8 protein-coding genes are annotated in these 12,446 nt (G+C 72.9%); 3 read left to right on the forward strand and 5 right to left on the reverse strand.

Going from position 1 to position 12,446, the window contains the following annotated elements; translation table 11 throughout:
• The first annotated feature begins 28 nt into the window (after positions 1-28).
• Positions 29-631, forward strand: a complete 603-nt coding sequence (locus ACWGDX_RS16225) for a rhodanese-like domain-containing protein (RefSeq protein ID WP_453626072.1) — start codon at positions 29-31, stop codon at positions 629-631.
• A 122-nt stretch (positions 632-753) separates the two neighbouring features.
• Entirely contained in the window at positions 754-1,617 is an 864-nt protein-coding gene (locus ACWGDX_RS16230) for an SDR family oxidoreductase (RefSeq protein WP_453626074.1), read from the forward strand.
• A 123-nt stretch (positions 1,618-1,740) separates the two neighbouring features.
• Here the strand turns inward: ACWGDX_RS16230 and ACWGDX_RS16235 are convergent, their stop codons facing one another.
• The 5 genes from ACWGDX_RS16235 to ACWGDX_RS16255 all read right to left on the reverse strand — a co-directional run bounded on the left by ACWGDX_RS16235 (position 1,741) and on the right by ACWGDX_RS16255 (position 11,165).
• Entirely contained in the window at positions 1,741-3,423 is a 1,683-nt protein-coding gene (locus ACWGDX_RS16235; RefSeq protein ID WP_453626076.1) for a DUF885 domain-containing protein, read from the reverse strand.
• Positions 3,424-3,727: 304 nt separating this feature from the next.
• Complete coding sequence (locus ACWGDX_RS16240) at positions 3,728-5,215, reverse strand: GNAT family N-acetyltransferase (protein ID WP_453626077.1); 1,488 nt, start codon at positions 5,213-5,215, stop codon at positions 3,728-3,730.
• Positions 5,216-5,246: 31 nt separating this feature from the next.
• Complete coding sequence (locus ACWGDX_RS16245; protein ID WP_453626079.1) at positions 5,247-7,985, reverse strand: DUF7824 domain-containing protein; 2,739 nt, start codon at positions 7,983-7,985, stop codon at positions 5,247-5,249.
• Positions 7,982-9,358: an SWIM zinc finger family protein gene (locus ACWGDX_RS16250; protein WP_453626081.1), complete on the reverse strand. Its 1,377-nt coding sequence runs from the start codon at positions 9,356-9,358 to the stop codon at positions 7,982-7,984. Before ACWGDX_RS16250 ends, ACWGDX_RS16245 begins: the two co-directional genes overlap by 4 nt.
• A gap of 172 nt (positions 9,359-9,530) precedes the next feature.
• On the reverse strand, positions 9,531-11,165 hold the full coding sequence (locus ACWGDX_RS16255) for an alkaline phosphatase D family protein (RefSeq protein WP_453626083.1): 1,635 nt from the start codon (positions 11,163-11,165) through the stop codon (positions 9,531-9,533).
• A gap of 207 nt (positions 11,166-11,372) precedes the next feature.
• On the opposite strand from ACWGDX_RS16255, the gene sigJ reads away from it, so the two are divergent.
• Positions 11,373-12,269, forward strand: a complete 897-nt coding sequence (gene sigJ, locus ACWGDX_RS16260) for an RNA polymerase sigma factor SigJ (protein ID WP_453626085.1) — start codon at positions 11,373-11,375, stop codon at positions 12,267-12,269.
• The last annotated feature ends 177 nt before the right edge of the window (positions 12,270-12,446 follow it).

A 12,446-nucleotide genomic window follows, 5' to 3' on the forward strand; every position in this document is an offset into this window, starting at 1 on the left:
ACGGGACGACGACCGTAGATTTCTGGTCATGACCACACATTCCCGCACTTCTTCCCAGGCCTCCGCCCGCACCCATGCCCCCGCCTCAGCTCCCGCCGTGGCCCCCGCCTCAGCTCCCGCCGTGGCCCCCGCCTCAGCCCCCGCTTCCGCCTCCGCTCCGCCGGCCGCCGGCGGTTCCGTACTGCGGGTGCCGCCCGCCTCGCCCGGGGAAGCCGTCGCCTACTTCGGCGCGCGCCTCGCCTTCCACACGGATGTCTCCGATGTCGCCGCCGCGCTGGCCGCCGGAGGTGACCCCGGCTTTGTCGTGCTCGACTCCCGCTCCACCGAGTCCTGGGACCAGGGACATGTTCCGGGAGCCGTTCATCTGCCGACCGCGCTGATCGCCGAGCAGGCCGAGCGGCTTCTCGACAAGTCGGTGCCGGTCGTCACGTACTGCTGGGGCCCCGGCTGCGACGGCGGCACGCGCGCCGCGCTCGCCCTCGCCGGTCTCGGCTACCGGGTGAAGGAGATGCTCGGGGGCATCGAGTACTGGATCCGGGAGGGCTTCGAGACCGAGACCGCCGAGGGACTCGAACGGCGCGACGCCGATCCGCTGACCGCACCCGTCGGCGCGGCGTACTGCGGTTGCTGACCGGCCGTACGGCGCGCTTCCCGTGCCGTACGGCGCACACCCCGCGCGGTACGGCACGGGGTGTGCCCGGGGCCGGGAAACCCGGATGACATCCACCGCCGTACCGACGAACATGGGCGCCCATGTCCGCACTCGATTCCCCCGCCGATTCCCCCGCCCCCCTGTCCCTGCGCCGTGATCCGCTACCGCTGCGCGGCCGGACCGCGCTGGTGACCGGGGCCAGCCGCCGTGGCGGTATCGGCTGCGCGGTCGCGCGGCGGCTGGTCGCTTACGGCGCGAGCGTCCATCTCCATCACCATGTCCCGCACGACGCCGACCAGCCCTGGGGCGCCGATCCCGAGGGGCCGGAGGGAGTCGCCGCCCATGTACGGGAGGCGCGGGCGGATCCGGCGGCCCGGGTGACGCACGGGCCCGGGGACCTGTCCGGGCCCGGGGCACCCGCCGAACTGATCGGCACCGCTGCCGAGGCGCTCGGCGGACGGCTCGACATCCTTGTCGCCAACCACGCGCTCAGCGGTTTCGACGGCACGCTCGACACCGTCGACGCGGCGATGCTCGACGCGCACTGGGCGACCGACACCCGCTCGGTGATCCTGCTCGTCCAGGCGTACGCACGGCTGCGTGCGAAGCTCCCCGCCCGTACCCCCGGCGGCCGGGTCGTCATGATGACCTCGGGTCAGGATCTCGGGGGCGGTATGCCGGAGGAGATCGCGTACGGGCTGGCCAAGGGAGCCCTCGCCTCGGCGACACGGTCCCTGGCCACCTCGCTCGCGGATCTCGCGGTGACGGTCAACACCGTCAACCCCGGTCCCGTCGACACCGGCTATCTGACGGGATCCGCGTACGAGGCGGTCGCCGCGCTGTTCCCGGCCGGACGCTGGGGCATGCCCGACGAACCGGCCCGGCTGATCGCCTGGCTCGCCACCGACGAGGCGGAGTGGATCACCGGTCAGGTCATCGACTCGGAGGGCGGCTTCCGCCGCTGAGCCGGCCGGCCGCCGCCGGGCCCGTGCCTCTCGGCCGGGCCCGGCAGCCGCGCGTCGGCGTGCCGTGTCAATCACCGCCGCCACCGCCGGTCGCCACTGCCACCGCCGGTCGCCGGTCGCCGATCAGAGCTTGGACAGTTCCTCCACCAGATCGTCCAGACCCAGCGAGCCCTGTGACAGCGCCGCCATGTGCCACGCCTTCGCGTCGAACGCGTCGCCATGTGCCTTACGGGCGTTCTCCCGCCCGAGCAGCCAGGCGCGCTCGCCCAGCTTGTAGCCGATCGCCTGGCCCGGCATCGAGAGATAACGGGTCAGCTCGCTCTCCACGAAGTCCGCGGGACGGCCGCTGTGGTTCCCGAAGAACTCCTGGGCCAGCTCCGGTGTCCAGCGCTCGCCCGGGTGGAACGGCGAATCCGCCGGGATCTCCATCTCCAGATGCATACCGATGTCCACGATCACCCGGCAGGCACGCATCATCTGCGCGTCCAGATATCCGATCCTGCGCTCCGCGTCCGGCAGGAAGCCCAGCTCGTCCATGAGCCGCTCCGCGTAGAGCGCCCAGCCCTCCGCGTTGGCGCTGACCATGCCGACGGTCGCCTGGTAGCGGGAGAGCTGATCGGCGACCAGTGTCCACTGGGCGAGCTGGAGATGGTGGCCGGGCACCCCCTCGTGGTACCAGGTGGACACCAGGTCGTAGACGGGGAAGCGGGTGGCGCCCATGGTCGGGAGCCAGGTGCGGCCCGGCCGGGAGAAGTCCTCGGACGGGCTGCTGTAGTACGGCGCGGCGGGCCCGCCGGGCGGGGCGATCCGGGACTCCACCTTCCGTACCTTCTCGGCGAGTTCGAAGTGCGTGCCGTCCAGCGCCTCGATGGCCTCGTCCATCAGGTTCTGGAGCCACTCCCTGACCTCGTCGACCCCCTCGATGTGCTCGCCGTGCTCCTCAAGATGCGCGAGCGCCTCCCAGGGACCCGCGCCGGGCAGGATCTTCTCGGCCTCGGTCCGCATCTCGGCCAGCAGGCGATGGTACTCGGACCAGCCGTACGCGTACGCCTCGTCCAGATCGAGATCGGTGCCGTTGAAGTAGCGCGACCAGCGGGCGTAGCGCTCCCGGCCCACGGTGTCCGGCGCGTCCTCGACGGCGGGCGCGTACACATCGCGGACCCAGTCGCGCAGCCCGACGACGGCGGCGGTGGCCCGGCGCGCGGCGTCGTCCAGCTCGGTACGGAGAGAGTCCGGGCCCGCCGAGGCGAAGTCCTCGAACCAGCCGCGCTCCTCACCGGCCCACTCCGTGAGCTGGCCGACGAAGGTCGCGGTGGGGCGCGGCCCGGCGTACAGCTTGCGTTCGAGTCCGAGGGCGAGCGAGGCGCGGAAACCTTCCAGCGCCGCGGGCACGGCCCGGAGCCGTTCGGCGATCGCCGCCCAGTCCTCGTCCGTCTCGGCCGGTGTCACGGTGAACACATCGCGGATGTGATGCGCCGGCGAGTGGATATTGCTGACCTTGCGCAGCCCCTCATCGGTGTCATGGACGGCGAGTTCCGCCGTCAGACGCTCACGGAGCAGCCGGCCGCAGCACCGCTCGGCATCCGCGTCCGCGCCCGGCAGCGTCTCGGCCCGGTCGAGCCGGGCGAGGGTCTTGCGGGCGAGATCGGCGAGCGCCTGCTGACCGGCCGGGGAGAAATCGGGAAGGTGACGGGAACTCTCCGCGACGCCCAGAAAGGTGCCGGTGATGGGATCGAGTTCGATGAGTGCGTCGACGTAGGCGTCGGCGACCTGGCGGGGCAGCGCGCTGCCGGCTGTGTCTGACATGCGGGCCATCCTCTCCAAGAGAGACGCCGTCGTCACATCATGGATTCCGTGGCACGGGCGGATTGGCCGACGACGGAGGCTTGAGCGGCCCCTGATCCCCCCCCGCCGGAGGACCACGTGAGAAGCGCCAGGCAGGAGCCCGGAAGGTGGCGGGGGCGACTTCGGGCCAAGAGCCGGATTCGTTCCGCTTGGAGACAGGCAGGCCGGGGACCGGAGCGGACTCCGGCCTCTCTTCGAGTTTGGCCGGATCGAGACGTTCGGCCCGCTGGAGGCGGGTCCGTTCGGACGGGGCGGGTACGGCCGCTCAGCGGTCGGCCTGCTCGTGGTCGAACAGACCGGAGTCCCCGTACGGCGGCAGCATCGACAGGGATGTCGGGTCCAGCCGGGCCGTGATGACGAGCGTGCCCTCCTCGATCTGGTAGTCCAGCGGCAGACCCAGGTCACGCATGGTCGCGACCATGGCGGTGTTGGACGCCTGGGTGACCGCGTACACGCTGGTGCAGTGCGCCTCCACGGCGAGCGCGACCAGCCGGCCGAGCAGCTCGGAGCCGATACCGCGCCGCTGCCAGGAGTCCTCGACGATCAGCGCGACCTCGGTCTCGTCGCCGTCCCAGAGCAGATGCCCGAGGGCGACCAGCCGTCCGGACGCCGACTCGACCGCGAGCGTACGGCCGAAGCGCGGGCTGAGCAGATGCTGGAGATAGCGGTCCGCGTCGCCCACCGGGCCGTGGTAGCGCTGGCTCAGTGTGCGCTCGGAGCAGCGGCCGTGCATGGCGAGCGCCGCGTCGAGATCGTCACGGTCGGCGCGCCGTACGGTGATCTCCTCGCCCTCCGGGAGCGTCAGCACGTCCTGGCTGCGCGGGATACGCGGGCCGAGCCGTGCGTCCAGCTCGACCAGGGCGCGGGCTCGGGCGAATTCGGTGGGCGTGAAGGCGAGATACGGGCGCTCCACGGTGATGCTTCCGCCGTTCGGGTCGTGCAGCCGCATCTCCGTCCCGTCCAGCACGCCCTCGACCGGCGCGCTCTCACCGGCGGCGCGTCCGGTGACCGGGACGCCGGGCCGCGAGTGGATCGTGCAGCGGCCCAGCAACTGGCGCAGCGCGAGGGGCAGCTCGGCGCCGTCCAGCGCCGTACGGGTGGCCAGGCCGAGCACCCGGGTCGGGGTGTCCACCAGGTCGTGCGCATCGGCCCGCTCGATCCAGGTGCCGCTGCCGCCCGCCGCCGAGACCCCGCCGATGAGGTCCTTCGCCTGGAGCGAGGCCGGGGCGCGCAGCAGGAACTCGTCCACCGTGCCCTCGGCCAGCGGATGGGTCTGGAGGGTGAGGATGTCCACGTGGAGCGTGGCGAACGCCGTGCACAGCGCGGCCAGACTGCCCGGCTCGTCCCGCACGGTGGTCCGCATCCGCCAGAGCACCGTCTCCACCGTCTCGGCGGGTACCGCTCCCCGGCGGGGGTCCGGAAGGGCCGGAACGGGCAGGGCGCCGACACTCGCCCCACCGGTGCCCGCCCCACCGGTCACGGTCCCGCCGGCCACGGTCGGACCGGGGTCGGAGAGGGCGGAGGCCGGCGGGGCATGACCGTGCCTCCGCGCCCACCATGTGTGGAAGGCGGCGGTGGCGATCAGGGTCAGGGCGGAGGCGAACAGCAGAAACGTACCGTCGGGTCCATGCGCGATCATGTTCGCCACGGAGTCGGCGACCGCCACCGCGATGAACAGGGCGGCCAGTTCGACAAGGTCCCGTCGCCAGTGGTGGGGGCGGCGGACACTCTTGGCGGACGTCACATTGGTCATGACCTCACTCTGACGGAATGGTGTTGCGTGATCACGAACGGTTTGTGACTGATGGGTTAAGGATGGATCTGTTCCCATTTGGGCGATCTTTGGCCAATTCTGGCCTGTAGTGATCGTCTCCCTGACGCAATGCGGCCAGCAGTCGGGCCGCCTGGGAGGCGAGCCGTGACGATCCGCCGCGGCCCGCCGATGCGGCCAGACCCGGTATCCCGTCCCGCGCGCCGCAGCGCTCCACACACTCGGCGGCCACGGACAGCAGCTCCCCGAGGCCCGGTCGCGCGGTCCCGGCCGCCAGCAGACCGGGCAGCGCGGCGCCGAGCACCGACCAGACCGTGGCATACGCACCGGTCTCCGCGGCCGTGCGAGCGGCGTCGGCCAGCCGGCCGGCCTTGACCGCCCCGGAGGTCACCAGTGTGGCCAGTTCCCGCCCCAGCAGCGGTCCGTCCAGGTCACCGCGGGCGGCCAGCACCAGCAGCGCGTCCACGGCCGACAGCCGGTCGGCCGGATGCCGGGCGCCCAGACCGTATGCGAGCCCCCGGTGCAGGCCGGCACCGGCGGGACCGCCGCTCTCGGCGAGCACCGGCAGCCACCAGGAGCCGCCCCGCTGGTCGTGCTCCGCGCAGGCCGCCGCCTTGGGCAGCAGCCACCCGGCGAGTGTCTCCCGGTCCTCGGGCAGTACGGCGGACCAGTGGGCGCTCTCGCCCCCGACCCAGTGATGGCACCCCGATCCGGCGGGCCGCACGGGACTACCCAGCCAGCGGAAGGCCGGCGGGAACTCCCGGTGGATCGCCAGCCGCTCCCTGACCGCGCCTATCCGGCCCGTCACCGACTCCAGCCGGCGGCGGCCCTCCCCGGCGGACTTGTCCGCCGTCGGTTGCCGGGGCCCCGCGGCGGGTTCGAGCGCGGGCAGTGCCGTTCCGTCCCCGCTGAGCCAGGCGGCCATCCGGCCACCCTCGGGGGCGCCGAGCGCCGCCGCCGCGCGCGCCGCCTCCGGGCCGGTGTCGCGCCGTATCCGCAGAAGGGCCTGGGCGAAGTCCACCGGAGCCGGGGTGGCACAGAGCCGCTGGTACTCGCTGAGCCGCTCGACCAGGACATCGGGATCCAGGGCGCCCGTCCGCCAGGTCGGCGTGGCCAGCAGGAAGGGCAGCGGCCGGGTGCGCAGCAGATAGGCGGCCTCCCACAGCCGCGCCTCGGTGACTCCGTTCAGCACGGTGTGCGCGCAGGACTGCCGTACCGCCGCCCGAGCCCTGGTGTTCCACAGCGCCGTGACGGAGACCCGCTCGCATATGGAGGCGGCCACCACCTCGATTCCATGGGGGATCCTGGAGAACCGCCGGTCGCGGTCCTGCTCCGAATCGCCGTCGAGCCACCAGCGGTCGGCCAGCGCGTGCCTGAGCGCGTCGGCGAGCGCCGCCCGGTCCCGGTAGGCATGACGTACGAGCCCGTCCAGCGTCCGTTCGAACGAGGTCACCTCCTCGCGCTCGCGCGAGACGACCAGTGCCACCACCTCCTCGACCAGCTCGGCGAGGCCCGCCGGGGCGGGAGCGAGACGGGCCGGGACCGGCACCGGCGGCAGGATCTCCTCGTACGGGACCGGATCCGGCTCCGGCGGCGGTTCACCGAACACCTCGGTGGCCCGCGCCCGGTGGACCGGGCTCAACGAAGCCGCCGCCAGGGCCAGTTCCGCCCGCGCCTCGGCACCGGCGGCGGAGAGATGACGCGCCACCAGCTTCAGCGCGCGCTCCTGGACGGTGGTGTCCTCGTGTCCGAAGACATCGGCGACGGCGGGCAGCAGCTCACCGGCGCAGCCGCCGTCCGCGCGCAGGACCTTGCCCAGCAGCACCAGCTGGGCCCTGACGAGCTTCTTCTCCGGCCGGAACAGCACCGACCGGGACATGTCCGCGAGGCTTCGCACCGGCAGATCACCGGCGAGCGCCAGCCTGCCGAGCACGCCCTGCGCGTACCCCGCGACGGGCGAGGTCCCGTCCGCCGCCATACCGATCCAGTCCGTCAGATGCTCCCGCTCCTCGTCCGCGGTCAGCGCGAGCCGGCGCAGCAGATTCAGGAAGAAGCCCAGATCACCCGGTGTGCCGCCGCGCAGCAGCCGCGCGATGGCGGAGTCGACGAGCAGACCGCGCTCCACCACGCCCTCCTCGGCGAGAACGGTCAGCGCCGTCGGCCAGTGGTGCGGTTCCTCGGCATCGCCGTACCAGCCGAGAGGCGAGGAGAGTTCGGCCGTCCCGAAGAGCCGGGGCACCATGGTCCGCACCAGCGGATCCGCCCGGAGCGCGGGCAGGAGCCCGCCGTGCGAAGGTATGGCCTCCGCCCAGCCGTGCACGAACGCGTCGGTGGCCGGCACCGGACATCCCGCGAGCCGCACCAGGCCCGCGATCAGCGGATAGTCGAGCTGAGCGGTCGACGCCCGGCCCGCGAGCCGGTGCGCCACATCCCCGAGCCAGCCGGGATCACGCTCCGCGAGCAGAGCGAGCAGCTCACGATGGGGCACCCCGCGCCCGTCGCGCAGATCGCGGGCACCGATCCAGGCGGCCGTCGCCGCGGCCCCCGTATGACAGCCGGCCCCGGCCACCAGCAGCGCGTACCCCGCCTTGCCGCGCTCGCGCCACCGCCCCCAGGGCCAGCCGCGCATCTCCGTGCGGAACGCCTTCAGCGCGGCCAGCTCCGTCTTCCTGTCCGCCGCGCTCAGCGGTCCGACCAGCGCCGGAATGTCCTGGACCCGCCCGGCCCGTACGGCGTCGAGAAGCCCGCTCATCGCGCGGCCCCGCTCATCACGACGGACTCGCGCCGCGCCATCCGGACGGCCAGCGCGTGGGCGCACGGACCGCGTCGGCCCCGGTACTCCGCCCACCACCGGCAGGTGCAGCTCAGCACTCCGTCGGCCTCCCGCACCTGGTAGCGCCGCTCGCCCGAGGCCACGGCGGCCAGTTCACCGTCGAGTGTCACCGCCCCCGAGGAGAGCAGGGCGCGGGCCGAGACCAGCCGTGGATTGTGCCGCTCGGCGCGGTCCGCGTCGTACGGCAGCTCACGGTGGAAGTACGACGCGTCCGCGAGGTCGTACCCGACCCGGCCGGCCGTACCGAGCCGGGTCAGCGCCGCCCGTACCCGCACGGCCGTCAGCCCCGCCTGTGCGGCCAGCTCCGCCGGGTCGATCCGCGGCTCCCACGCCAGCAGTACGGACACCAGCTCGGCGTCCTCCGCCGCCTCTCCGGTGGCCAGCGACTCCAGCACCCCGCCCTCGCCCGAGAATCCGCGCGCCGCGCTCGGTGACAGGGTGAGTGTCAGCCGCATCCCCGGGAGCACCGCCTCCCAGGCACTCGCCGTCGGCGCCCCGTCCGTCACCGGCCCGTACACCCGCAGCGCCGTGGCGTCCCGCAGCACGCGCTGCAAGGCGGCCAGCCGTTCGGGCCCCGGCAGACAGACGGCTCCCGGCACCGGCCGGGTGGTCGGCCGCAGAGTCCTCCCCGCCGGTACGACCCAGCGCGCACCGCGCGAGGCCGCGCCCGAGCCGCGCGGCAGCGAGCGCAGAAAACGGACGGCCTCCCCGGCGGACAGCTCGGCCCGCAGATCGAACCCCGCGCAGACGACCTGGGCCTCGGCGAAGCCCCGCAGCCACCGGTCCGGCAGCGGAACCTTCTTCTCCACCACCGGCCCCCGGACCGTGGTGACCGCCAGCTCGTCCGGACCCACCCGCAGATGGAGCGGATCGTCGCCGGTCATCCGGGACAGGGCCTCGCGCAGCGGGCTGTTCACATCCACATTGGTCGTGCCGTGCCCCGTCCGGGCGCCGTCGAGACCGTCCGGCTCCACATCGAGGCGCGCGTACACCCCGCAGCAGCCGGAGAACGACTCGAAGCGCAGCCGGTCGCCGTTCCCCGTCACCACCGGGTCCAGCGAACTGCCAAGTATCCGCTGGTAATAGCGCGCGCCCGCGACATCCGCGACCGCCAGCAGCCCCCGGGCGGCGGCCCGGGGCGAGGCCAGGAAGCCCGAGAAGAACCGGGGGTGCGCCTCGGCGCCGGCGGGGGTCAGCCCGCCGGAGGTCTCCAGACCGAGGAGCTGTCCGCCCGGGGCGCTCTCCAGGACGGACGGACGGGAGTAGGCCATGGCCTGCGTGGATCGCGTCATGGAAAAGACGGTAGATCCCGGCACTGACAATCGGCCTCGGACGAGGGAGCGCGGGCGCTCGGACGCCCTCGCCGGACACGGCACGGCCGGGTACGGGCGGCGGCGGACGCCCCGGGTACGGGCGGCGGTGGATGCCAACCGCCCGTGACCCGGCCCCCGTTGACCGACCCGACTACTGCCCGACCCGGCCCGGCTGGAGCACCTTGGTGAACAGCACGGAGCCGCCCTCGGCGCGCAGACGCACCGTCAGCTCACCGCTGCCGCCGTCGATGTCGACCTCGCCGAAGAGCTGCGGCGCCTCCATCGGCGAGACGTTCGCCCGGTCGGGAGCCTTCACATACACCCGGTTCGGGCCGAACGTGCCGTCCAGGGCACTGGCCTGGAACTGGCCCGCGGCGAGCGGTCCCGAGACGAACTCCCAGAACGGCGCGAAGTCCTTGAACGCGGCCCGCTCCGGCTCGTAGTGCTGCGCGGAGGTGTGGTGCACATCCGCCGTCAGCCACACCGTGCCGGTGATCCGCCGGTGCTTGATGTACCGCAGCAGTTCCGCGATCTGGAGTTCCCGGCCGAGCGGGGCGCCGGGATCGCCCTGGGCGATCGCCTCGATGTTCGCCGTACCGTCCGGTACGACCAGACCGATCGGCATATCGGCGGCGATCACCTTCCACACCGCCCGGGAACGCGCCAGCTCGCGCTTGAGCCAGCGGAGCTGCTCCGCGCCCAGGATGCCGGTCGTGTCGTCGGACTGCCGGCCGGGCGAGTTGGCGTTGCGGTACGTCCGCATGTCGAGGACGAACACATCCAGCAGCGGCCCGTGGTTCACCACCCGGTGGACACGCCGGTCCGTCCCGCGCGCGCCCCCGCCGGAGATGGGGAAGTACTCGTGGAACGCCTGTGTGGAGCGTGCCGCGAGCACATCCACGTTCTTCTCGGTGTAGCGCACGTCGTCGAGAATCTGGCCGGGGTACCAGTTGTTGCGCACCTCGTGGTCGTCCCACTGGACGATCGACGGCACCTGCGCGTTGAACCGGCGGACGTTCGCGTCGAGCAGGTTGTAGCGGAAGTTGCCCCGGTACTCGTCGAGGGTCTCCGCCACCTTGGACTTCTCCTCGGTGGTGATGTTGCGGTAGACCCGGCCGTCGGGCAGCGTCACGCTCGGCTCGATCACCCCGTCCGCGTAGATCGTGTCCCCGCTGCACAGGAAGAAGTCCGGGTCGAGCCGGCGCATCTCCTCGTACACCCGGAAGCCGCCGATGTCCGGGTTGATGCCCCAGCCCTGGCCCGCGATGTCGCCGGACCAGAGGAAGCGCACCCCCTGCCGGCGCTTCGCGGGCGCGGTACGGAAGGTGCCGTACACCGGCTCGCCGGTACGGCGGGGGTCGTGCGGGTCGGCGAGAGTCACCCGGTAGTGCACCTGCTCACCGGCGGGCAGTCCGCTCAGCGGGACCGTGCCGGTGAAGTCGCCGCCGGGGCCGAGCAGGGGTCCGTGCCAGGTCCGGGCATGGCGGAACGATTCGGTGGCCGAGGTCTCCACGGTCATCCGGGCGGTCCTGTCGGACCGTACCCACACCAACCCGGTCGAGGTGGTGATGTCACCGGTCTGTACGCCCCAGGCGGCACCCGGCCGTCCCGATCTGGCCTGGGCCGGGGCGGCGGTGGCGAGCGCGGCACCGGGGAGGGCCAGCGCGGCCGAGGCGGCGAGCGACCCGCGCAGCACACTGCGGCGGGCGGGGGAGTCCGCGGAGCCGGCGGCGTCCGCGGCCGGGGACGGGGCCGGAGAGGCGTTGTTTCCGGGGCTGTTGGACATCGATGAGCCTCCTGGGCAGGTGGATGCCGGGGTGTCGTGCCATGCCTAGTCCCCGGTGGCGGCCACCGCGCGAACCCCGTATGAACAACCGGGCGACCGAAGAACCGGGCGGCCTCCGCCCTACCTCCCCCTCGCCAACTCCCGTACCGGGCACGGCGCGCCGCGCGTCACCTGGACAGCCGGCGGACCGTGGGCTGGGATGGGACGGTGGCGACCGAGACGACGAGCACCGACGAGTTCGAAAGGCACCGGAGCGTACTGACCGGGGTGGCCTACCGCATGCTGGGCCGGTTCGCCGACGCCGAGGACGTGGTGCAGGAGGCATGGCTGCGCTGGAGCGGGGAAGAGCGCACGGAGGTCCGCGAGCCACGCGCCTATCTCGTACGGATCACCACCCGTCTCGCCATCGACCGGCTGCGCCAGGCCCAGTCGCGGCGCGAGGCCTATGTGGGCCCCTGGCTGCCGGAGCCGGTCGTCACCGACTACGGTCCGGCCGCGCCGGACACGGCCGAGCGCGCCGTACTGGCCGATTCGGTCTCGCTCGCCGTACTGATCGTCCTGGAGTCGCTCTCGCCGCTGGAGCGCGCGGTGTTCGTCCTGCGTGAGGCCTTCGGCTTCCCGTTCGCCGAGATCGCCGCCGTACTGGACCGGAGTGAGGCCGCGGTCCGTCAGCTCGCGGGCCGGGCCCGCCGCCATGTCGAGGAGCGCAGGCCCCGCTACGACGTGGACCCCGCCGAACGCCGCGATCTCACCGAGCGGTTCCTCGCGGCGGCGGGCGGCGGAGACATGGAGGCCCTCATCGGTCTGCTGGCGCCGGACGTCAGGCTCGTCGGCGACAGCGGCGGCAAGGCCAAGGCGCCGCTGCGGGTCGTCGAGGGCGCCGACAAGGTGGCGCGGTTCTTCGCCGGCGTCGCGGGCGACGCGGGTCTCTACGAGAGCCGGACCGTGGAGATCAACGGCGCCGTGGCGCTGCTGTTCCTCCGTGACGGAAAGCCGGATCTCGTCCTTCAGCTGGAGATCGCCGACGGCATGGTGCGCGCCGTCCACATCGTGCGGAATCCGGACAAGCTCAGTGGCGTCACATCGGAGCGCCCGGCCCTGTAAGTCCTGCTCGCCGCTCCACGCGTTACGGGACCCCGCGTCCATTCCGGCCGCGGGTCTCCGTGTTCCCCGTCTCTCACCGGCGTACGAACGTACTGTGAACACCCTGAGTCGGGGAGTGACTTCTCTCGGTGACCGAAGCAGGATTGGTCTTGACCAACTGGATGGGCGGTCCTATCG

It is taken from the genome of Streptomyces sp. NPDC055025, assembly GCF_053608565.1.